Raw genomic sequence first — 22,243 nt, forward strand, 5'->3', positions numbered from 1 at the left:
AATACGGGGCAGAAAGCGGATTGTTAATCAAATATCAAATCCGGTTTTCGGCACAACCTCTTTTAATAAATGAAAATAATTATCCGGGAGGAAAGAAAATGAAAAGCGATTATAAACATATTTTTGAACCATTGACGATCCGTCGTATGACAATGAAAAACCGTATCATGATGACACCGATGGGAACCAACTATGGCGAGCAGAGCGGGGAAATGAGTTTTCGCCATATCAACTATTATGAACTGAGGGCCAAGGGCGGCACCGGACTTATTATGGTAGAAAATGCTAGTGTAGATTCGCCGGAAGGGTCTAATGGGACCACCCAGCTTCGAATCGACAAGGATCATTTTATGCCGCGGCTGTTTATGCTGACCGAGACGGTGCATAAGCACGGAGCCTGTATTGGAATCCAGATCAATCATGCCGGAGCGTCCGCACAATCGGCCCGTACCAATATGCAGCCTGTGTCAGCCTCCAACATTCCGTCAAAGGCAGGCGGAGAGATTCCCCGTCCGCTGGAAAAGGAGGAAATCCTGCGGATCGTAAAGAAGTACGGCGAGGCAGCCAAGCGTGCGCAGACGGCAGGTTTTGACGCGGTGGAAATCCATGCGGGCCACTCCTATCTGATCAGCCAGTTTTTGTCGCCGATTACAAATAAGAGAACAGACGAGTTCGGCGGAAGTCCTGAGAACCGGGCCAGATTCGCCAGCATGATCATGAAAGAGGTCCGTGCACAGGTAGGACCGTTTTTCCCGATTTTTGTCCGGATCAGTGCGGATGAGTTTCTGGAGGGAGGAAATACGCTGGAGGATACGCTGGATTATCTGCAGTATTTCCAGGAGGAAGCAGACGTGATCGATGTATCGGCAGGACTGAACGGTTCTATCCAGTATCAGATCGATGCCAACTACCTGCCGGACGGCTGGAGATCGTATATGGCAAAAGCGGTAAAAGAGCGTTACGGAAAAATATGCGTGACTACCGGAAATATCCGTGATCCAAAGGTGGCAGACGAAATCCTGGAAAGAGGCGACGCTGACATTATCGGCATGGGGCGTGGCCTGATCGCAGATCCTGACTGGGTGAATAAGGTAGAGTTCGGGGATATCTGCGATATTCGGAAATGTATTTCCTGTAATGTGGGATGTGCGGGGAACAGAATCGGTATCAACCGTCCGATCCGCTGCACTGTAAATCCGGCAGTACCGACAGGAGATTCTTATAAAAAGCAGCATATTAATAAGCCATGTAATGTTGTTGTGATCGGCGGCGGAACCGCAGGAATGGAAGCCGCCTGTACCGCAGCGGAGGTGGGATGCACAACATTTCTGATAGAGAAAAAACCGTACCTGGGCGGCCTGGCAGCAGAGATTTCCAAGATCCCCGATAAAAAGAGGCTGGCGGATTTCCCGAATTATCTGATCCACCGTGCCCAGAAGCTGAAAAACCTGTTTGTGTTTACCGGGACAGATGCAAGTGCCAGCTTTGTGAAAAATCTGAAGCCGAATATCATCGTTAATGCCACAGGATCGCTTCCGCTGCTCCCTCCAATTCCAGGCCTTCATGATAATCTGGGAAAAGAGGGAAGTAAGGTTTACTCCATTTTTGACATGATAGAAAATGTCAACAGCTATCCGGAAGACATGACCGGAAAGAAGGTCGTAGTCATCGGAGGCGGAGCCGTGGGACTGGACGTAGTAGAATTCTTTGCACCAAGAGGGGCACAGACCGCTATCGTGGAAATGCTGCCGGCTATTGGAAACGGCATAGATCCCGTTTCAAAAGTAGGCACCTTTGCACTGATGGATAAATACGGTGTGCGCCAGATGCCAAACACTGCCCTCAAAGAAGTGCGGCCGGATTCCTTCCTGGTAGAAACCAAAGAGGGCATGGAAGAGCTGCCCTTCGATTACGGATTCGTGTGCCTGGGCATGAAAGCAAACGCCCCGGTACTGGACGAGATCCGGGAGGCCTTTGCGGATGACAGCAGCGTAGAGATCGTAAACATCGGCGACAGCGTAAGAGCAAGACGGATCATCGAAGGCACGGACGAAGGAAGAAATATATTAAATACCTTAGAAAAAAGATCGTTTCTGTAGAATGGAGGGGGACGTACACCAGGCGCGAAGGGGTACGTCCCCTGTCACTTTTTCGTTTCTGGGGACGGGGGATTTCTAAAAATCCCCCGTCCCCAATTGCATTCGCCTTCCTACCGGTGTATAATATTCACAAAATGTGGATAATTCGGTGGATAAGTATGTGGATAGCTTTGAACAAGCTGCCGGAACGGATATCCACGGTGAAATTCTAAATGTAATGAGGATTGGCTATGAGTAAGAAAAAAACAAGAAATAGGACTAATAAAATGCGGACGTCTGTAAAGACGCAGAATGTATCTGCAAAATCACAGGCGGCGCCTAAAGCAAGGGAAGCAGTAAAACCGCAGCTTTCCGTGGAAGAGGAGGCCTGCTATGGCCGCAGGTTCAGCCATCATTTTGATGAATTGAAATGGCTGTATATGGAGCTTTATGACAACAGCTCTATGTTTGCGGAACTGTGTGACAATCTTCATCGTTTTTATGAGGAAAGGAACCGGGATCTGAAGACCCAGGATCTGGAAAGGGAGAAAAACCCGGAGTGGTATAAAACGAATGAGATGCTGGGCATGATGTTCTATATTGACAATTTTGCCGGCAATATGAAGGGCGTGGAGTCTAAACTTGACTATATCGAGAAAAGCAATGTCAACTATATCCATCTGATGCCGTTCCTGGATACGGTAGAGGGACGTTCCGACGGCGGATATGCGGTGGCGGATTTCCGCAAGGTGCAGGAGAAGCTGGGATCTATGGAAGATCTGGAGGATCTGACGGCAGCCTGCCACAAAAAAGGGATCAATGTATGTATGGATTTTGTGATGAACCATACCTCAGAGGATCATGAGTGGGCGAAGCGCGCCCGCGCCGGAGAAGGCGAATATATGAGCCGCTATTTCTTTTTTGATAATTATTCCATTCCGGCGATGTATGAAAAAACTGTACCGCAGGTGTTCCCGACCACGGCTCCAGGCAATTTTACCTGGCTTCCGGACGCCGGCCATTTTGTCATGACCTCCTTTTATCCGTACCAGTGGGATCTTAATTATAAGAATCCCCGGGTATTTAATGAAATGATGTATAACTTCCTTTATCTGGCAAATAAAGGAATTGACATTATCCGTATCGACGCCGTGCCATATATATGGAAGGAGCTGGGAACTCAATGCCGGAATCTTCCCCAGGTCCACACGATCGTCAGGATGATGCGTATGATCGGGGAGATTGTCTGCCCTGGCATCCTCCTGCTGGGAGAGGTAGTTATGGAACCGGAAAAGGTGGTGCCTTATTTTGGAACGGTGGAAAAACCGGAATGTCACATGCTGTACAATGTGACTACAATGGCAACCACCTGGCATACCATTGCCACGAGAAACGTCCATCTTTTAAAGCAGCAGCTTGATATTGTCAACCGTCTGCCAAAAGATTATGTATTCTTAAATTATCTGCGCTGTCACGATGATATTGGCTGGGGGCTGGATTATGAGTCGCTGAAAGCCGAAGGCATTGATGAAAGGGCGCATAAGAAATATTTAAATGACTATTTCCAGGGATATGCAGGAGAAAGCTGCAGCCGGGGAGAGCTTTACAACGCCGATCCGGTGACCGGAGACGCCAGGTTCTGCGGAACCACGGCCTCCATGTGCGGCATCGAGAAGGCCGGATTTGAGCAGGACATGGAAGCTATGGAGCAGGCCATCCAGAAAGATATCATGCTGCACGCCTATATGTTTATGCAGTCGGGGATCCCGGTGCTTTACAGCGGGGACGAGGTTGCACAGGTCAATGACTATTCTTATAAAGAAGATCCCAACAAAGCGGATGATTCCCGCTATATCCACAGAGGCCCTATGAGATGGGATCTGGCGGAACACGTGGATGATGAAAATACTGTGGAAGGCCAGGTATACCAGAGGCTTCAGCAGCTGGAGAAGATTCGCAAAAGTGAAAAGGCATTTATGACCAATGCAGACACCTGGACCATCGAGACCTGGGACGCCGGAGTCCTTTGCATCGGACGATACTATGACGGGGATAAGATCCTTGGACTTTTTAACTTTACAGAATACGATAAGACAGCATGGATTAATGAGACAGATGGAGAATATATAGAGCTGCTGACCGGAAAGGTACTGCAGCCAATCGGAGTCAATATTCCGGCATATGGGTTCTATTATCTTAAAAAAATTAATTAATAAGCAAATTAGTTTACTGGACTTATCTACTATTAGTTTGTTAAGGAGAAATATCCGATGATAAGAAAGATCAGAGGGGGATTTTTGTTGCTGGCATTTGCGGCAGTTCTTGTCAGCTGTGCGGGCAGGCCTGTATATGCCACAGAACCTTCCCAGGACGATGCAGCAGCTTCCGGCGAGTCTGGCGAGACAGACAGCGAAGAAGAACTGACGCCGGAGGAAGCCCTTAAAAAGGAGCTGGACACTGTCTACCAGATGGAGGTTCAGAGCAATAGCTGGAAAAACTGGCCGGAGGGGACGGGAACCTATGGAGAAGCAGCAATCGTCATGGATGCAGGGACAGGAGCCATTCTCTATGCCAAAAATATTGACGCCCATCACTATCCTGCCAGCATCACAAAGGTACTGACCACGCTGGTAGCGCTGCAGAATGGAAGTCTTGCGGATCCGGTTTCTTTTTCTCATGAAAGTGTGGCATTCCTGAAACCGGATGAGTCATCTATAGGAATGAAAGAAGGCAATCAGCTCACACTGGAGCAGGCACTGTACGCAACGCTTCTGGCATCCGCAAACGAAGTCGCCTATGCCGTAGGTGAAAATGTGGGAACAGCCAGCGGCCATGATTATACCTGGTTTATAGAAGAAATGAACCGGGTATGTAAGGAGCTGGGCGGAGAAAATTCTAATTTTGTCAATACGAATGGACTCCATGATCCGAATCATTATACCTGCGCCAGAGACATGGCGCTGATCGGCCGGGAGCTGTTCAAGTATCCGGAATTTTTTACAATTGCCCAGACGCCCCAGTATACGATCCCGGCATCCGGGACCACGGAAGAGCATGTATTTCAGCAGCACCATCAGATGCTGATTCCCAATGAAAGTGAGTATTATCCCTATGCCATCGGCGGCAAGACGGGGTACACCTCCGATGCGTTGTCCACACTGATCACTATGGCGGACAATGGAAACATGCAGCTGGTATGTGTAGTCTTAAAGACCCACGGGGTCAATGTATATCCCGATACCCGGAATCTTCTGGAGTATGTATTCCAGAATTTCCAGAAGGTCTCCGTGGCGGACAATGAAACATCGGAGGATGTGGAGGAAATTCTGGAAGAAGAAAACAGCGGCTATGTGATGCTGCCTTCCGGGATATCATTTGAAGATCTGAAGATGGAGCTGATCCCCGACGAGGGCACCGGCAAAGAGGCAACACTTAACTATTATTATGAAGACCGGCTTCTGGGATCGGCCAGGGCAAAGGTCAGCGATTCTTATATAGAGAATCATTCCGCGCAGGTAAAGGATATCAGCGGTGAAAAGGCAGAGACGGAAAAAGAAGGAAAGGGTCTGGTATCCGTGGCCATTCTGGCCGCGGCAGTGGTTCTTCTGCTGATCCTGATCCTCTTATTCATCCGCGTGATCCGGAAAAGAAAGCAGAGACGGCGGAGAAGAAGGAGGAGAAGGAGATAAAAAAACTACTTGACGCTCCTGTATTTTCACGTCTATAATAAGAAAGTGTATAAAAACTTTGACGAAGACAGTAGGATATATATGAACGTCCAAGAGAGCCGGCGGCGGTGGGATGCCGGTACCAGTAAGATATATCTGAATATCACTTCCGAGTTGCAGACGCTGAAAGGCCCCTGGAAAGAAGGGAGCGCCCAGTAAGCGCTGACGGAATTCCTCCGTTACAGGGAAGACATATGACAGTATGTTTAGGTGGTGTAAAAAACGCAAAGTTCGCTTTCGTCCTATACAGGGCGGAAGCGTTTTATTTTTTAAGGAGGTTTCTTATGTACAAGAAGGTTTCCACGGATCTTAACTTTGTGGACAGAGAAAAAGAAGTTGAAAAATTCTGGGAAGAAAATCACATTTTTGAAAAAAGTATGGAGGAACGGGACGGCAACGATATCTATATGTTTTACGACGGCCCTCCGACAGCCAACGGAAAGCCGCATATCGGCCATGTACTGACCCGTGTTATCAAAGATATGATCCCCAGATACCGCACCATGAAAGGTTATGAGGTGCCGAGAAAAGCAGGATGGGATACCCATGGCCTGCCGGTAGAGCTGGAGGTAGAAAAAGCTCTGGGGCTGGACGGTAAAGATCAGATCGAAGAATATGGTCTGGAGCCGTTCATCGACAAATGTAAGGAAAGCGTATGGAAATACAAAGGCATGTGGGAGGATTTCTCTGCCACCGTCGGCTTCTGGGCGGACATGGAAAATCCTTACGTAACCTATCATAACGATTATATTGAGTCCGAATGGTGGGCGCTGAAAAAGATCTGGGAAAAAGGCCTTTTATACAAAGGATTCAAGATCGTGCCTTACTGCCCGCGCTGCGGAACTCCGCTGTCGGCTCAGGAGGTAGCGCAGGGATATAAGGATGTAAAAGAACGCTCCGCTATCGTGCGGTTCAAGGTGATCGGCGAGGACGCTTACTTCCTGGCATGGACCACCACGCCGTGGACCCTGCCGTCCAACATCGGCCTCTGTGTAAACCCGGAGGAGGAATACGCAAAGGTAAAGGCGGCAGACGGTTATGTATATTATATGGCTTCCGCGCTTCTTGACACCGTTCTTGGAAAGCTTGGCGAGGAAGGAAAGCCGGCTTACGAGGTGCTGGAGACTTATAAAGGAAAAGAGCTGGAATACAAAGAATACGAGCCTTTGTATCAGTGTGCAAAGGACTGTGCAGATAAGCAGAATAAAAAAGCATTTTTCATTACCTGTGACACCTATGTTACTCTGACCGACGGTACCGGCGTGGTACACATCGCACCGGCATTTGGTGAGGACGATGCCAAGGTGGGACGGAAGTATGACATGCCTTTCGTCCAGCTGGTAGATGAAAAGGGAAATATGGGCGAGACGACCCCGTTTGCAGGGCTGTTCGTGAAAAAGGCAGACCCGGAGGTCATCAAAGACCTGGAGGAGAGAGGGCTTCTTTACGACGCGCCGAAGTTCGAACACAGCTATCCTCACTGCTGGCGCTGCGATACGCCGCTGATCTACTATGCGCGCGAGTCCTGGTTCATCAAGATGACAGAGGTAAAGGACGACCTGATCGCTAATAACAACACCATCAACTGGATCCCGGAGAGCATTGGAAAAGGACGTTTCGGCGACTGGCTGGAAAATGTTCAGGACTGGGGCATCAGCCGGAACCGTTACTGGGGAACCCCGTTAAATATCTGGGAGTGCGAGTGCGGACATCAGCACTCCATCGGAAGCATTGCCGAATTAAAGGAAATGTCTGATAACTGTCCGGACGAGATCGAGCTGCACCGGCCGTATATCGACGCCGTGACCATCAAGTGTCCGAAGTGCGGAAAAGAGATGCACCGGGTACCGGAGGTAATCGACTGCTGGTTTGATTCCGGAGCGATGCCGTTTGCACAGCATCACTATCCGTTCGAGAATCAGGAGCTATTCGAGAAACAGTTCCCGGCAGACTTTATTTCCGAGGCGGTGGACCAGACCAGAGGATGGTTCTACTCGCTGCTTGCGATCTCTACACTGATCTTTAACAAGGCGCCGTATAAGAACGTTATCGTTCTGGGTCATGTGCAGGATGAGAACGGACAGAAGATGAGCAAGTCCAAGGGAAATGCGGTAGACCCGTTTGAGGCGCTGGAAAAATACGGTGCGGATGCGATCCGCTGGTATTTCTATGTAAACAGCGCACCATGGCTGCCGAACCGTTTCCACGGAAAAGCAGTGGTAGAGGGACAGCGTAAATTCATGGGAACTCTGTGGAACACCTATGCATTTTTCGTGCTGTACGCAAACATTGACGAGTTTGACGCTACGAAGTATACCTTAGAATATGATAAATTATCCGTCATGGACAAATGGCTTCTGTCCAAGCTGAACACAGTGATCGCAGAAGTAGACCAGAACCTGGCGGACTACAAGATTCCGGAGACTGCAAGAGCGCTGCAGGAGTTTGTAGATGACATGAGCAACTGGTATGTCAGAAGAAGCCGTGAGCGTTTCTGGGCGAAGGGAATGGGGCAGGATAAGATCAATGCCTATATGACGCTTTATACAGCATTGGTAGAGATCAGCAAAGCTGCTGCGCCGATGATCCCGTTCATGACAGAAGAGATCTACCAGAATCTGGTAAGATCCATCGATCAGACTGCGCCGGAGAGTATCCACCTGTGCGATTTCCCGGCTGTAAAAGAAGAGTACATTGACAAAGAGCTGGAAGCAAATATGGATAACGTGCTGAAGCTGGTAGTTATGGGCCGTGCCTGCAGAAATACCGCTAATATCAAGAACCGTCAGCCGATCGGACAGATGTATGTGAAGGCGGATTTTGAAGTTCCTGAATTTTATCAGGAGATCGTAAAGGAAGAGTTAAATGTAAAATCTGTTACATTTACACAGGAAGTCCGCGATTTTACTTCATATACATTTAAACCACAGTTAAAGACAGTTGGACCAAAATATGGTAAACTTTTAGGTGGAATCAAGGCAGCACTTACATCCCTTGACGGAAATGCGGCGATGGATGAGCTGAATGAAAATGGTTCCTTAAAGCTTGATGTAAACGGCCAGGAAGTCACGCTGTTCCGTGAAGACCTGCTGATCGAGAGCAGCCAGATGGAAGGCTATGTATCTGAAAATGACAATGGCATCACAGTGGTGCTGGATACCAATCTTTCCGAGGAACTGCTGAAGGAAGGTTTTGTGCGCGAGATCATCAGCAAGGTACAGACCATGCGTAAGGAAGCAGATTTCCAGGTGACCGACAAGATCCGGATCACTTACGAGGGTACCGAAAAGGCTGAAGCAGTATTCGCAGAAAATGAGAAGACTATCGGTGACGAGACTCTGGCAGAGCTGGTGGAGAAACATGAACCGGCCGGCTATGTCAAGGAGTGGAAGATCAACGGTGAAAAGGTAGTCCTTGGTGTGGAGAAAAGATAAGACGGGTAAAGAGAAGAAAGGAAAAGAGAAGAATGTATAATCCGAGATTTGACAAGCAGACGTTCAAACGCGAAGTTACAGAAAATGTAAAAACTCTGTTCCGGAAAACCATCGAAGAGGCCACCCCGCAGCAGTTATACCAGGCGGTGTCCTATGCGGTGAAGGAAGCGATCATCGACGACTGGATCGCAACACAGGAAACCTATGACAAAGAGGATCCCAAGGTGGTTTACTATATGTCTATGGAGTTCCTGATGGGCAGGGCTCTTGGCAATAATCTGATTAATATGACAGCCTACAAGGAAGTGAAGGAAGCTTTAGATGAGCTTGGCATCGATTTAAACCTGATCGAGGATCAGGAGCCGGATCCGGCCCTTGGAAACGGAGGACTGGGACGGCTGGCGGCCTGCTTCTTAGATTCCCTTGCTACTCTGGGATATGCAGCTTACGGCTGCGGGATCCGTTATCGCTACGGAATGTTTAAGCAGAAAATCGAAAACGGCTACCAGGTAGAAAAGCCGGACAACTGGCTCAAAGACGGCAACCCCTTTGAGCTTCGCCGTCCGGAGTATGCAAAGGAAGTGCGCTTCGGGGGAAATATCCGTGTAGAATATGATGACAAGACCGGAAAGACTCATTTTGTACAGGAAAATTATGAGTCCGTCCTGGCGATCCCCTATGATTATCCGATCGTAGGTTATGACAACCATGTGGTCAATACCCTGCGCATCTGGGATGCAGAGCCGATCGTAGACTTCCAGCTCAACGCCTTTGACAGGGGAGATTACCATAAAGCAGTGGAGCAGCAGAACCTGGCAAAGACCATCGTTGAGGTGCTCTATCCGAATGATAACCACTATGCAGGAAAAGAGCTGCGTTTAAAACAACAGTATTTCTTTGTGTCTGCCAGCCTGCAGGCGGCAGTCGCCAAGTATAAGAGAAAACATGATGACCTGATGAAGCTGCCGGAGAAGATGACCATTCAGATGAACGACACGCATCCGACAGTAGCAGTGGCAGAGCTGATGCGAATCCTCCTGGACGAGGAGGACTTAGGCTGGAACGAGGCATGGGAGATCACCACGAAAACCTGCGCCTATACCAACCACACCATTATGGCAGAGGCTCTGGAAAAATGGCCGGTGGATCTGTTCTCACGTCTGCTTCCCCGTGTATACCAGATCATCCAGGAGATCGACCGCCGATTTATCTTAAAGATTCAGGAGCAGTATCCGGGCAATGAGGAGAAGATCCGTAAGATGGCTATTATCCGGGACGGGCAGGTGAAAATGGCGCATCTTGCCATTGTAGCCGGATATTCTGTCAACGGTGTGGCAAGACTGCATACAGAGATCTTAAAGAATCAGGAGCTTAAAGATTTCTACCAGATGATGCCGCAGAAGTTTAATAACAAGACCAATGGTATTACCCAGAGACGGTTCCTGATGCACGGCAATCCGCTTCTGGCTCAGTGGGTAACAGAGAAGATCGGAACCAAGGACTGGGCGACAGACCTGTCCCTGATGTCCGGACTGAAAAAGTGGGCAGATGACAAAGAGGCCCTGAAAGAGTTCATGGACATTAAATATAGAAATAAAGAGCGTCTGGCAAAATATATCCTGGAGCACAACGGCATTGAAGTGGATCCGAGATCCATCTTTGACGTACAGGTAAAGCGTCTCCATGAGTACAAACGGCAGCTCTTAAATATCCTGCATGTGATGTATCTGTATAATCAGATCAAGGAGCACCCGGAACGCAGCTTCTATCCAAGAACCTTCATTTTCGGGGCAAAGGCGTCTGCAGGATATATCCGTGCGAAACAGATCATCAAGCTGATCAATTCGGTAGCAGATGTAGTCAATAATGACCGCAGCATCAACGGCAAGCTGAAGGTTGTATTTATCGAGGATTACCGGGTATCCAATGCGGAGATGATCTTTGCGGCGGCAGATGTCAGCGAGCAGATTTCCACTGCTTCCAAAGAGGCATCCGGAACAGGAAACATGAAGTTTATGCTGAACGGAGCGCCGACTCTTGGCACCATGGATGGAGCGAATGTGGAGATTGTAGAAGAAGTAGGCATCGAAAATGCATTTATCTTTGGACTGAGCTCCGACGAGGTTATCAATTTTGAGAACCATGGCGGCTATGATCCATACGAGATCTATAACAATGATCCGGAAGTGCGCCGGGTGGTAGAGCAGCTGGTGGACGGCACGTATTCCCACGGCGACAGCGAGATGTACCGTGATCTGTACAATTCTCTGTTAAAGCCAATTGGCGGAAACCGTGCGGATATGTACTTTATCCTGAAGGACTTCCGTTCCTACGCAGAGGCGCAGACGCGGGTAGAGGCCGCATACCGCGACCGTGACCGCTGGGCAAAGATGGCGCTTCTGAATACCGCATGCTGCGGCAAGTTCTCTTCTGACCGTACCATTCAGGAGTATGTGGATGATATCTGGCATCTTGACGCAGTGACTGTAGAAGTATAAAAGCGCAGGAGATATAAAAGAAGAGTAAAAGGTATAAAAAGACACGCCCTCCCATACAGTGTATGGGAGGGCTTTTTCATGTGGTTGAAATTAAAGAAAATGGGATGCTGTCTGCTCATCATCGTTCTTCTCCCCTACGTGATGACTGTATTTATAAATGGGCCAAGCATTACAGCACAGTCCAGGGTAGATCAGACCTATATCCAGGTAGAGGTGTCAGGTGAAGAGGCGGAAGAAGGACAGGTCATAGAAATGCCGTTGGAGGATTATGGAATCGGCGTTATGGCAAAGGAAATTCCGGCAGATTATGAAAAGGAGGCCCTGAAAGCGCAGGCTGTGCTGGTGCGGACTGACATTTACCGGCAGATTCAAACAGGCGGGAACAAGAAGGCGGTCCAGGGAAATTTCTGGAACCGGGAGGAGATGCAGGAAGCCTGGGGCGGGAAGGATAGAATCTATTACCGGAAATTCCAGGATGCCTGGCAGGAGACGGAGGGACAGATTCTGACCTGGCAGGGACAGCCGGCCTATGTGCCGTTTTTCCGGCTGAGTATCGGATGTACCAGGGATGGGAAAGAGGTATTGGGAAATGAAGACTGCCCGTATCTTAAGATCCGGGAGTGCCCGGATGATGTGGAGGCCGAGGAGCAGCTTCAGACGGTAGAGGTGGACGACATGGATGCGGAGGTAACAGCGCTTGATACAGCGGGATATGTGACGAATGTGCGGGTCGGCCAGGAAAATATGAGCGGAGAGGAATTTCGAAAGAAGTATGAACTGGCGTCTTCCTGTTTCACCCTGCAGCGGTACAACGGGAAGATGCGGATCACCACTAGAGGTGTGGGGCACGGACTTGGCATGAGTCAGTACAGCGCGCACCGGATGGCAAAAGACGGCCAGACCTATGATGAAATTTTAAATTATTTTTTTGAAGGCTGCGAACAAAAAGAGGTAGCAGAAATCTTACAGAACACAGAATAACTATCACAGCTTCTGGCAAAAATATAGTCAGAGGTGGTGATAAGATGAATAAAAAGCAAAGCCCTTCACAAAAAAAGAGGGGAGCTACCGTCGCAGCAGTATTGTGCTTTGTGGCAGCGATCGCTATTGTAGGAACATATACTTTGGGGAATAGTAGGGAAGCCCGGCAAAACGAAGAGATTGCAAGGACGGAAGAAAATGAGACAAAGGATAACATTACAGAAGACAGCGCAGATGATGCCAGGGAAGCAGACAGTGCGGTGATTGACAACCAGAATGAGGATAAGACGCAGGGCGGGGCCGCCGGCACCGGTGAGGCGGAAAAGGAAACGGCAGGCGGAAATTCCGACGCAGATGGAAGTGCTTCCGGCAGTGGAACGGGAAGCAGTGGAGCGGGAGGCGCCGGTGTGCAGAGCACTTCAGGATCCGGTGTGAACCTAAACTTTGGTGAGGACAGCAAGCTGGTATGGCCAGTCAACGGAACAGTGCTGATGAGCTACAGTATGGACAAGACGGTATACTTTTCCACACTGGATCAGTACAAATACAACCCGGCGCTCATTATATCTGCTGCCGAAAACGATCAGGTGATCGCAGGCACGACCGGTATCGTCAAGTCTATCGACAATATGGCAGAGACTGGAACGACAGTGAATATTGACATCGGCAACGGTTACGAACTCCTTTACGGACAGCTGAAAGACGTCCCGCTGAAGGTGGGAGACTATGTGGAGGCGAATACGGTGATCGGATATGTAAGCAAGCCGACAAAATACTACAGCGTAGAAGGCACGAACGTGTATTTCGAAATGCGAAAGGACGGACAGCCAATCAACCCGCTGGACTATATGTAGCATTGGGGACGGGGGTTTTTCGAAAATCCCCCGTCCCTTTTTCAGAAAACCCCCGTCCCCAATGGGACCTCGCATTGACAAATGTGGAAAACCTTTTATAATTAATGTTGATAACTTGGAAATATTGTGGAAAATGTGGAAAATGAATTATACATATATCGTACAATGTAGAGATGGAAGCTTATATACCGGGTGGACTAACGATCTTAAAAAGAGGATTGAAGCCCACAATGCAGGGAAAGGTGCCAAGTATACAAAGTCCAGAAGGCCTGTAAAACTGCTGTATTATGAAGAATTTGCCTCTCGGGAGGAAGCGATGCGCCGGGAGTATGAGATCAAACATATGAGTCGTAAAAAGAAAGAAGAAGTCATTCAATTGGGGACGGGGGTTTTCTGAAAAACCCCCGTCCCCAATTGAAGTTATCCACATTACAATGTTTATAACACGAATGCATACATTACGATAAAGTGGCAGGCACTTCCGCCCATGACGAACAGATGAAAGATTTCATGTGTCCCGAAGTTTTTATGCCGCATATTGAATAGAGGCAGCTTCAAAGCATAGATAACTCCGCCGATGGTGTAAATAATACCGCCGGCCAGCAGCCAGCCGAAAGCTGCCGGAGACATGGAGTTGAGGATCTGGGTAAATGCGAGAACGCAGGTCCATCCCATGCCGATGTATAATACGGAAGAAACCCACTTGGGGCAGTTGATCCAGAATGCCTTGATCAGTATTCCGATAATCGCGATTCCCCAGACAATGCTAAGAAGGATCAGGCCGATCCTGCGGGGCAGAACCAGGAGACAGATCGGAGTATAGCTTCCGGCGATCAGTACGCTGATCATCATATGGTCTATTTTTTTGAGGATCGTATTGATCTTTTTGGAACGGTCAAAGGTATGGTAGGTAGTACTTGCCGCATACAAAAGGATCAGGCTTGCCGCATAGATTGTAATAGAAATGATATAAATCCGGTCCGGCTCATGAGCTGCCTTGATAAGCAGCGGGACTGCTGCGAAGATTGCCATGAGCATCCCGATAAAATGGGTGATCGCACTCCCCGGATCTTTAATATGTTCTTTGATTACTTCTGCCATAATACACTCCTCCTGTTCAGATATATATTGATAAAACACAACACATAGTTTTGGAAACTACATTATCCATATGTGTATATTATAACCCATATTCTCAAAAAGCAAGCATAATCACAAAAATTTCATATTTATTTAGAAATTTAAGAAACTGGACTGGTTAAATATGAAATAACTGGATATTTATAAGAAGACAGTTCGGTGCTACGATGTATGAGAATCGAAAAAGGGAGTGAGACTATATGGAAAAAAGAAATCAAACAGTAATAAAACTGGCGCAGACAGCGCTTCTGGCAGCTCTTTGTTATGTTTCTTTTACGTATCTTCAGATAAAGATCCCGATGCCGGGCGGAGATGCCACATCGATCCACATCGGTAACGCCTTCTGTGTCCTGGCGGCGCTTCTTCTGGGCGGCCTCTATGGCGGACTGGCGGGAGCCATCGGCATGGGAATCGCAGACATCATGGATCCGATCTATATCACCGGCGCGCCCAAGACATTTTTCCTGAAGCTGTGCATTGGCCTGATCGTAGGACTGGTGGCTCACAGAATCGCCAGGATCAACGAAAGCACTGACAAAAAATATGTATGGAAATGGAGTCTGATCGCTTCAATAGCAGGACTTGGCTTCAATGTGATCGCAGACCCGCTGGCAGGATATTTTTACAAAATGTATATTCTGGGGCAGCCGCAGCAGATGGCGGAGGTCCTGGCAAAATGGAGCACTGCTGCTACGTTTGTCAATGCCGTAATCTCCACGGTTCTGGTGTGCGCAATGTATAATGCGCTGCGCCCGGTACTTCTTAAATCCGGCCTGATTACAGGAATCGGGAAAAAGAAAATGGCCTGACAGCGGTCTGATTCGCCAGAATGACAGAATGAGGAATGACAGAAAATGATAAAGAAGGAAGAAAATATTTCGAGAGATGAATCGATCAATAAGCTGGTAGTAACTGCTTTCTTTGCTGCGATTACCTTTCTGGGTATCCAGATCTTCCGGGTCCCTCTTCCTGCAGTAGTAGGGACGCCGTTTGTACACTTTGGCCACATTTTTGTAGTCATGGGTGTGCTCCTTATGGGAGGAAAAAGGGGTGCCGTTTCAGGTACCCTCGGACTGGTGATCTTCGATATCCTGAACGGTTATCTGCAGGATGTCCCACAGGTATTTCTGGAAACGATCATCAAATGTCTGCTTATCGGAGCTCTGTTTGCAGTCTTAAAAAACAGGGCGGGGGGAGACAGGAAAAAGGAATACCGGGGAGCGATGATCTGTACCGTGCTATACGGATGCATGAATATCCTCATTGAGTTTGTTATGGGGATTGTCAAAATGATGATCCTGGGAAGCGGCTTTGCGGCAGCTGCCGCAGGATCAGCCGCCTCCATTCCGGCTACGGTAGTCAATGTGGTATTTCTGATCCTTGCGGAAGCACTCCTGTACCGTCCGGTGGAACGGCTGTACCGGCGTGCATCAAGGCAATAAATTCCTCCATTACCCGGGTCTTGTACTTGTGCTTTTTATAATAGAAAAATACCTGGCGCAGTGCATCAGGCCCGGAAAGCTTGTAGTAGACCAGATTTTCAAAGGACGGGAGGCGCTGTACCAGCATGTCACTGATAAACGTGGCGCCAAGCTGCGTGGAGGCGGCCATATAGGCGGTGGACTGCTGCTGCAGCTCCAGGATGATTCTGGGGCTAAAGCCGGCAAGGCGGCAGAGATGTTCCCCGCGGGTGCGCGTATCATTGCCCGGCGTCAGCATGATAAAAGGCAGGGAGGAAAAGGAGTTAAGTGGAACTGACGGACATTTTTCGGACAGATCCGATTCGCTTTGAATATTTTCATAAGAGAGCTGGAAAGATTCCAGCTCTTTATTTATGGGAAAATGCCGGGGCACTGCCAGCAGGATATGCTCCTGGCAGTAAGATTCCTTATTGTAAAGAGTGCTGTCATAGTGATAATTGTCAATGACAAAATCCAGATATCCGCTGCTGAGCATGGCTTCCAGCTGATCAGTATTTCCCTCGGTGATCTGAATATCAATTCTCGGATATTTCCGTTTAAACCCCGAGATCAAAGTGGGAAGAACATAGGCGGCGAACAGATTGCTGGCCCCGATGGATAAATGGCCGGATTTCAGAGTATTCAGATTATTGATAGCATTTTCCACCCGCTGTTCAATCTGAAAGATCTCCTTTGCCGCATCAATATAGATCCGTCCTGCCTCCGTAAGCTGCAGCGGGGATGTGCTGCGGTCAAACAAAGGTACGCCGATTTCCTCCTCGATTTTTTTGATGCGGGCGCTTAAGGAGGGCTGACTGATATATAGATTCTGTGCCGCCTTAGAAAAGCTTTTTTCCCGGTAAACTTCATAGACATATTTCTTCCAGGTAAACATAAAACCTCCCAAAGTTATAGTTAAAACGATATAACATATATATGATTATTGGTATTTGAATATATTATAGTCCGGCGTTATCATAAATGTAAAGAAAAGGTTCGAACTTTATACCAATATCAGGAGGAAATAAAAATGGAAGCATTTCGGAAAGCAAAACGAATGGAGCACGTACATTCTGATATCCGGGGACCGTTGTACATGGAAGCTCTGGAAATGCAGAAAAAAGGAATGGATATATTAAAACTGAATACAGGAAATCCGGCGGTTTTTGGATTTGAGGTGCCGGAAAGTGTGAAAAGGGCGATGGAAGATTGCGCTGAAGAAGGAATGGCATACTGCGATTTCCGAGGACGAAGAGATGCCAGAGAGGCAATCTGCGAGTATGAAAAGAGTAAGGGGATAAAGGGGATAGATCCGGATGATATTTTCATCGGAAACGGTGTCAGTGAGGTGGTTTCCTTTGCACTGCTCCCGCTTTTAAACAGTGCGGATGAGGTGTTAGTTCCCAGTCCCAGCTATTCTTTGTGGGGAAATTCCGTATGCCTGGCCGGTGGAAAGCCGGTTTTCTATACATGCGATGAGAAAGCAGACTGGGCGCCGGATCTTGCGGACATTAAAAAGAAAGTTACTGCAAGGACGAAAGCCATCGTTATTATCAATCCCAATAACCCGACGGGAGTGCTGTACCAGAAGGAGATCCTGCTTGAGATCATCCAGGTGGCAAGAGAAAACGGACTGATGATTTTTTCTGATGAGATCTATGATCGCCTGGTGATGGATGGGAAGCAGCATGTGTCCACGGCGTCCCTGGCAGAAGATGTGCCGATGGTTACGATGAACGGCCTTTCCAAATCTCATTGTCTGTGCGGTTACCGGTGCGGATGGATGGTGCTTAGCGGACCAAGAGCATTGACGGACGAATACAGGGAAGGAATCGTCCAGATGACTTCTATGCGGCTTTGTGCCAATGCACTGGCGCAGGTGGCAATCCCGGCGGCGCTTCAGGATATGGAGACACCGGCCTCCATGGTAAGGCCGGGCGGGCGTCTTTATGAACAAAGGGAAGCTGCTGTAAGGGAACTTCAGAAGATAGACGGGATATCTTTTGTAAAAAATGACGCCGCTTTTTACATTTTCCCGCGGCTGGACGTAAGAAAATTCGGGATTACGGACGATAAGAAATTTGCACGAGATCTTTTGTACAATACACATATCCTGCTGGTACCAGGCAGTGGATTTGACTGGCATGACCCGGATCATTTCCGGATCGTCATGCTTCCACAGGCAGAAGTACTATCCGATGCTATCCGCCGGATGGGGACGTTCCTGGACGGCTATCATCAGGACTGGCGAAAATATGCCTAGCAAAAAGGACGGTAGAAGTGAAGACTGGAATATACAAAACAGGCTGCAGAGATTTCTCCCTGCAGCCTGTTGAAGCAAATCTTAGTAATTTTCTACTTTTCTCTCAAAGTAAGCTCTTGGATGAGCACAAACCGGACATACTTCCGGAGCCTCATCGCCCATATAGATGAATCCGCAGTTGTTGCATTTCCATCCAAGAGGAGCATCGTCTTTGAAGGTCTTTCCTGCTTTGTAGCTTTCCAGCAGCTTGCGGTAGCGCTTCTCGTGAGCAGCTTCTACCTGGGCAACGCCTTCAAATTTTACAGCCAGCTCTTCAAAGCCTTCTGCTCTGGCTTCCTCAGCCATACGCTTGTACATATCTGTCCACTCATAGTTCTCTCCGGCGGCAGCATCCTCTAAGTTCTCTGCCACATCGCCGATGCCGTGGAATTCCTTGAACCACATTTTTGCATGTTCTTTTTCCTGGTTTGCTGTTTCCTCAAAAATGTTTGCCATCTGCACATAGCCGGCTTTCTTAGCGGCAGAAGCATAATAGGTATATTTATTGCGTGCCTGAGATTCGCCGGAAAAAGCTTCCATTAAGTTCTGTTCGGTTTTTGTTCCTGCATATTTAGACATATCAATATCCTCCGTTTTTAATAGTATTTGTAAAACCTCTCGTGAATATGTGTAAACTCGCCAGGCCAGCCAGGAAGCAAGAGTTTTCTCGCTGTCGGCTGTCGCCGAATACTACCCCCGGCAGGTAAACTCGCCAGGCCAGCCAGGAAGCAAAAGCTTCCTCGCTGTCGGCTGTCGCCGGATACTAATATATAGAAGCCACGCCTCTTACAAGTAAACTTGTAGAGGCGCAACTTCTATATATAGTGCCTGGCTCGTAGCTTAGCCAAAGTATCTCTTTAACAGGCCTTCGAATGCTTTTCCGTGACGTGCTTCGTCTCTTGCCATTTCGTGAACTGTGTCATGGATTGCGTCCAGGTTAGCAGCTTTTGCACGTTTTGCAAGATCAAACTTACCAGCGGTAGCGCCGTTTTCAGCGTCTACACGCATCTCCAGGTTCTTCTTTGTGCTGTCGGTTACGACTTCGCCGAGCAGTTCTGCAAATTTAGCAGCGTGCTCAGCCTCTTCATAAGCAGCTTTTTCCCAGTACAGGCCGATTTCCGGATATCCTTCTCTGTGAGCCACTCTGGCCATTGCCAGATACATACCAACCTCAGAGCACTCGCCTTCAAAGTTTGCTCTTAAGTCTGCAAGAATGTCTTCGCTAACGCCCTGAGCAACACCTACCACGTGCTCAGCAGCCCACTCTCTGTCACCTGTCTGCTCTTTGAATTTCTCAGCCGGAGCGTGGCAAACTGGACATTCAGCCGGAGCAGCCTCTCCTTCATAAACATAACCACATACAGTACATACAAATTTCTTCATGTTCTTACATCTCCTTTATATATTTTTATTATTTTAATATTAGTAACAATTACTAATATTAAATTACCACATGTTATGACTTCTGTCAATCCTTATTTTAAACCTTTTTTGTTCTCATTACTACAGCAGTTTGAACATTTTCCGTAAAATAATATATTGTGTGATTCAATGACACCGTCAAAATGTTCCCCGGCGGTCTTATCAATGAACTGATCAAAGGAGTCACTAAGTTCCAGGTCAAAAACATTGCCGCAGCCGCTGCAGATCACATGGTAATGAGAATCTGTCCGTCCGTCAAAACGGTCGCCGCCGTCCGGAGTCGGAATCTTTGTGATCTCGCCAATATCTGCAAGAAGATTAAGGTTACGGTAAACAGTTCCAAGACTGATATTTGGAAATTCTTCTTTTACATGCAGGTACACCATATCAGCAGTCGGATGAGAGTGAGTGCCGGATAAATATTCCAGAATGGATGCACGCTGCTTGCTGTATTTCAAATTTGCCACTCTTGCTCCTCCTTTCGATAATAATAATAATTACTATAATTAGTATATAAAATGAATAAAGTCCTGTCAACAATTATTTTCAAAATATAACATTTTGTAATATTTTGAGCCGGATTTAGAGTATTATTTTGAAAGTACAGTGCATAATATGACGATAGAACGCCTATGAAACATGTTGACAACACTTTCTTGGGTGGTATAATAATGCCGTAACATATGTAACAATTCTGTAATATTTACAAAAGATAAGAAAACATAAAGGAGGGAGTTTATGGGTTCTAATCTTAAGAAGGGATTGTTCTTAGTTACTATTACAGGTGCAGTGACCGCATTTCCTCACACGGTACAAGCCTTTGACCAGACGGCAGCAGAACAGATCCTGCCGCAGGCGGGGATTGAGGAAGTTTTAAGTGACTGCTATCTGTCAGATAAAAAAATCGAAGTAGAGGATTATCTTGTACCGACAGAGAAGGGTGAGTATTTAGATATGGCATTTGCCAATGTCCAGACGTTTCTGTATATCAGGAGCGAACCGACAACAGAAAGTGAGTGGCTGGGAAAGCTGTATCCCGATAATGCTGCGAAGATCATCGGACCGGTGGGCGAGTGGACGAAGATCCAGTCCGGGACCGTGACAGGCTATGTGTATTCTGATTATATAATAATAGGAAAGAATGCCGATCAAAAAGCCCGGGAAATGGTGAGCCAGACGGAGAGCCAGCAGGAAGAAGAGGCATTTGTCTATGCGGAATCCAAGGAAGAGGAAGCTGCAAGGCTCCAGGCTGAAGCCGAAGAAGCGGCGCGAAAGGCAGCGGAAGAGGCGGCTGCAAAGGCTCAGACCGGACAGGCTATTGTAGATTACGCATGCCAGTTTATCGGAAATCCTTATGTATGGGGAGGGACAAGCCTGACCGAGGGTGCGGACTGCTCCGGGTTTGTTCAGTCTGTATTTGCACATTTCGGGATCAGCCTGCCCCGCACCACCTGGGATATGGAAAATGTGGGGACGCCAGTGAGCTATGATCAGGCGGTGGCAGGAGATCTTATTTTGTATGACGGACACGTGGGAATTTACATGGGCAATGGGGAGATCGTCAACGCCATCAACAGCCAGAGAGGAATTGGAATTCTTCCGGCCACGTACACCAATATCCTGACTGTCAGGAGATTGATCTGAATGTAAACGAATGAATAGCTTTTTGTTAAAAATTAAAAAAAAGAGAGAAAAGAGAAGAAATGTACAAAATGTACAAAATTGTAAAAATTTGTAAAAATCTGGGAACGGGAGTTTTCCAAGTTATCCACATTGAAATGCCAAAAAAAGGTGGAAAAACCGATGTTTTTAAAAAATTATCCACATTATCCACATAAAAAGAGCAAAAAACGGGGGATTACTCGGGGTAAATAAAAGAACGAACGTTTTGTGAAGATATAATAAAAATGCAATTTTGTCGAAAAAAAACGAAATGATTATTGACTTTTGAGAAAGCAGATTAAACTATTAATTTGAATAAAATGTTTACACAATGGAAAAAAGAGATTATAATGAAAACACTGAAATTGTAAAGGAGGTGTCATGATGGCACAGGTAACAAAAGATATGACCTTCGGCGAATTGCTTACAAAGTATTATGATACATGCCCAAAGATCGTGGATGACCTGATGGAAGCAGGAATGGGATGCATTGGCTGCCCACATTCCCAGATGGAGACCATTGAACAGGGTGCAATGGGCCACGGAATTGATCCGGATCTTTTGATCGCGAAATTGAATGCGACACTGACCGCAAATGGTGTGGAGGCTTAAGAAATAAAAAAGACCTTTGGCAGCAAGAACTGCCAAAGGTCTTTTTTTGACGTGCGCCTGGCGGCGCACGTT

At 47.6% G+C, this 22,243-nt stretch carries 19 protein-coding genes; 14 read left to right on the forward strand and 5 right to left on the reverse strand.

Annotated features, from left to right (window positions below; all coding sequences use genetic code 11):
* The first annotated feature begins 98 nt into the window (after positions 1–98).
* The 8 genes from BKD12_RS04160 to BKD12_RS04200 all read left to right on the forward strand — a co-directional run bounded on the left by BKD12_RS04160 (position 99) and on the right by BKD12_RS04200 (position 13,970).
* A complete protein-coding gene (locus BKD12_RS04160; RefSeq protein ID WP_070088072.1) occupies positions 99–2,099 on the forward strand; it encodes an oxidoreductase in 2,001 nt (666 codons plus the stop codon).
* Positions 2,100–2,329: 230 nt separating this feature from the next.
* On the forward strand, positions 2,330–4,291 hold the full coding sequence (locus BKD12_RS04165; RefSeq protein ID WP_242872702.1) for an alpha-amylase family protein: 1,962 nt from the start codon (positions 2,330–2,332) through the stop codon (positions 4,289–4,291).
* A gap of 57 nt (positions 4,292–4,348) precedes the next feature.
* A complete protein-coding gene (locus BKD12_RS04170) occupies positions 4,349–5,767 on the forward strand; it encodes a D-alanyl-D-alanine carboxypeptidase family protein (RefSeq protein ID WP_070088073.1) in 1,419 nt (472 codons plus the stop codon).
* A gap of 323 nt (positions 5,768–6,090) precedes the next feature.
* Positions 6,091–9,240 (forward strand): isoleucine--tRNA ligase, encoded by a 3,150-nt coding sequence (gene ileS / locus BKD12_RS04180; protein WP_070088075.1) that lies wholly within the window; start codon positions 6,091–6,093, stop codon positions 9,238–9,240.
* Positions 9,241–9,272: 32 nt separating this feature from the next.
* On the forward strand, positions 9,273–11,738 hold the full coding sequence (locus tag BKD12_RS04185; protein ID WP_070088076.1) for a glycogen/starch/alpha-glucan phosphorylase: 2,466 nt from the start codon (positions 9,273–9,275) through the stop codon (positions 11,736–11,738).
* Positions 11,739–11,816: 78 nt separating this feature from the next.
* Positions 11,817–12,719: a SpoIID/LytB domain-containing protein gene (locus BKD12_RS04190; RefSeq protein ID WP_070088077.1), complete on the forward strand. Its 903-nt coding sequence runs from the start codon at positions 11,817–11,819 to the stop codon at positions 12,717–12,719.
* A gap of 44 nt (positions 12,720–12,763) precedes the next feature.
* Positions 12,764–13,573, forward strand: a complete 810-nt coding sequence (locus BKD12_RS04195; RefSeq protein WP_070088078.1) for a M23 family metallopeptidase — start codon at positions 12,764–12,766, stop codon at positions 13,571–13,573.
* 142 nt (positions 13,574–13,715) lie between these two features.
* Complete coding sequence (locus tag BKD12_RS04200; RefSeq protein ID WP_070088079.1) at positions 13,716–13,970, forward strand: GIY-YIG nuclease family protein; 255 nt, start codon at positions 13,716–13,718, stop codon at positions 13,968–13,970.
* Between the two features lie 41 nt (positions 13,971–14,011).
* Here BKD12_RS04200 and trhA read toward each other — a convergent pair whose 3' ends face one another.
* Entirely contained in the window at positions 14,012–14,674 is a 663-nt protein-coding gene (gene trhA, locus BKD12_RS04205) for a PAQR family membrane homeostasis protein TrhA (protein WP_070088080.1), read from the reverse strand.
* Positions 14,675–14,913: 239 nt separating this feature from the next.
* Between trhA and BKD12_RS04210 the strand changes: the two genes are divergently transcribed.
* Both BKD12_RS04210 and BKD12_RS04215 read left to right on the forward strand, forming a co-directional pair.
* Positions 14,914–15,522, forward strand: a complete 609-nt coding sequence (locus tag BKD12_RS04210; RefSeq protein WP_070088081.1) for an ECF transporter S component — start codon at positions 14,914–14,916, stop codon at positions 15,520–15,522.
* Between the two features lie 45 nt (positions 15,523–15,567).
* The gene (locus tag BKD12_RS04215) at positions 15,568–16,155 is read left to right on the forward strand and encodes an ECF transporter S component (RefSeq protein ID WP_070088082.1); all 588 of its coding nucleotides are present in this window, start codon (positions 15,568–15,570) and stop codon (positions 16,153–16,155) included.
* Here BKD12_RS04215 and BKD12_RS04220 read toward each other — a convergent pair.
* Positions 16,073–17,068, reverse strand: a complete 996-nt coding sequence (locus BKD12_RS04220) for a LysR family transcriptional regulator (RefSeq protein WP_070088083.1) — start codon at positions 17,066–17,068, stop codon at positions 16,073–16,075. The genes BKD12_RS04215 and BKD12_RS04220 overlap by 83 nt on opposite strands.
* A gap of 135 nt (positions 17,069–17,203) precedes the next feature.
* On the opposite strand from BKD12_RS04220, the gene BKD12_RS04225 reads away from it, so the two are divergent.
* On the forward strand, positions 17,204–18,436 hold the full coding sequence (locus BKD12_RS04225) for an aminotransferase class I/II-fold pyridoxal phosphate-dependent enzyme (protein ID WP_070088084.1): 1,233 nt from the start codon (positions 17,204–17,206) through the stop codon (positions 18,434–18,436).
* An 81-nt stretch (positions 18,437–18,517) separates the two neighbouring features.
* Here the strand turns inward: BKD12_RS04225 and rbr are convergent, their stop codons facing one another.
* The 3 genes from rbr to BKD12_RS04240 all read right to left on the reverse strand — a co-directional run bounded on the left by rbr (position 18,518) and on the right by BKD12_RS04240 (position 20,364).
* Positions 18,518–19,054, reverse strand: a complete 537-nt coding sequence (rbr, locus tag BKD12_RS04230; RefSeq protein WP_070088085.1) for a rubrerythrin — start codon at positions 19,052–19,054, stop codon at positions 18,518–18,520.
* Between the two features lie 261 nt (positions 19,055–19,315).
* Entirely contained in the window at positions 19,316–19,858 is a 543-nt protein-coding gene (locus BKD12_RS04235; protein ID WP_070088086.1) for an NADH peroxidase, read from the reverse strand.
* Between the two features lie 92 nt (positions 19,859–19,950).
* Positions 19,951–20,364, reverse strand: a complete 414-nt coding sequence (locus tag BKD12_RS04240) for a Fur family transcriptional regulator (RefSeq protein ID WP_070088087.1) — start codon at positions 20,362–20,364, stop codon at positions 19,951–19,953.
* A 271-nt stretch (positions 20,365–20,635) separates the two neighbouring features.
* On the opposite strand from BKD12_RS04240, the gene BKD12_RS04245 reads away from it, so the two are divergent.
* From BKD12_RS04245 to BKD12_RS04250, 3 genes are all read left to right on the forward strand, one after another.
* A complete protein-coding gene (locus BKD12_RS04245; protein ID WP_070088088.1) occupies positions 20,636–21,541 on the forward strand; it encodes a C40 family peptidase in 906 nt (301 codons plus the stop codon).
* Between the two features lie 68 nt (positions 21,542–21,609).
* Positions 21,610–21,735 (forward strand): hypothetical protein, encoded by a 126-nt coding sequence (locus BKD12_RS17385; protein WP_277272137.1) that lies wholly within the window; start codon positions 21,610–21,612, stop codon positions 21,733–21,735.
* A gap of 208 nt (positions 21,736–21,943) precedes the next feature.
* Complete coding sequence (locus BKD12_RS04250) at positions 21,944–22,171, forward strand: DUF1858 domain-containing protein (protein WP_083262828.1); 228 nt, start codon at positions 21,944–21,946, stop codon at positions 22,169–22,171.
* Positions 22,172–22,243: the final 72 nt, after the last annotated feature.

The sequence above is a fragment of the Merdimonas faecis genome (genome assembly GCF_001754075.1).
Taxonomy (GTDB): domain Bacteria; phylum Bacillota; class Clostridia; order Lachnospirales; family Lachnospiraceae; genus Merdimonas; species Merdimonas faecis.

Bases quoted from the DNA above. Each gene is read 5' to 3' on its own strand.
- BKD12_RS04245 (WP_070088088.1), top strand. From the start codon at position 20,636: ATGGGTTCTAATCTTAAGAAGGGATTGTTCTTAGTTACTATTACAGGT.
- BKD12_RS17385 (WP_277272137.1), top strand. From the start codon at position 21,610: ATGTACAAAATTGTAAAAATTTGTAAAAATCTGGGAACGGGAGTTTTC.
- BKD12_RS04220 (WP_070088083.1), bottom strand. From the start codon at position 17,068: ATGTTTACCTGGAAGAAATATGTCTATGAAGTTTACCGGGAAAAAAGC.
- BKD12_RS04210 (WP_070088081.1), top strand. From the start codon at position 14,914: ATGGAAAAAAGAAATCAAACAGTAATAAAACTGGCGCAGACAGCGCTT.
- BKD12_RS04160 (WP_070088072.1), top strand. From the start codon at position 99: ATGAAAAGCGATTATAAACATATTTTTGAACCATTGACGATCCGTCGT.
- BKD12_RS04200 (WP_070088079.1), top strand. From the start codon at position 13,716: ATGAATTATACATATATCGTACAATGTAGAGATGGAAGCTTATATACC.
- BKD12_RS04215 (WP_070088082.1), top strand. From the start codon at position 15,568: ATGATAAAGAAGGAAGAAAATATTTCGAGAGATGAATCGATCAATAAG.
- BKD12_RS04225 (WP_070088084.1), top strand. From the start codon at position 17,204: ATGGAAGCATTTCGGAAAGCAAAACGAATGGAGCACGTACATTCTGAT.
- trhA (WP_070088080.1), bottom strand. From the start codon at position 14,674: ATGGCAGAAGTAATCAAAGAACATATTAAAGATCCGGGGAGTGCGATC.
- BKD12_RS04190 (WP_070088077.1), top strand. From the start codon at position 11,817: ATGTGGTTGAAATTAAAGAAAATGGGATGCTGTCTGCTCATCATCGTT.
- BKD12_RS04185 (WP_070088076.1), top strand. From the start codon at position 9,273: ATGTATAATCCGAGATTTGACAAGCAGACGTTCAAACGCGAAGTTACA.
- BKD12_RS04235 (WP_070088086.1), bottom strand. From the start codon at position 19,858: ATGAAGAAATTTGTATGTACTGTATGTGGTTATGTTTATGAAGGAGAG.
- ileS (WP_070088075.1), top strand. From the start codon at position 6,091: ATGTACAAGAAGGTTTCCACGGATCTTAACTTTGTGGACAGAGAAAAA.
- rbr (WP_070088085.1), bottom strand. From the start codon at position 19,054: ATGTCTAAATATGCAGGAACAAAAACCGAACAGAACTTAATGGAAGCT.
- BKD12_RS04250 (WP_083262828.1), top strand. From the start codon at position 21,944: ATGGCACAGGTAACAAAAGATATGACCTTCGGCGAATTGCTTACAAAG.
- BKD12_RS04170 (WP_070088073.1), top strand. From the start codon at position 4,349: ATGATAAGAAAGATCAGAGGGGGATTTTTGTTGCTGGCATTTGCGGCA.
- BKD12_RS04195 (WP_070088078.1), top strand. From the start codon at position 12,764: ATGAATAAAAAGCAAAGCCCTTCACAAAAAAAGAGGGGAGCTACCGTC.
- BKD12_RS04165 (WP_242872702.1), top strand. From the start codon at position 2,330: ATGAGTAAGAAAAAAACAAGAAATAGGACTAATAAAATGCGGACGTCT.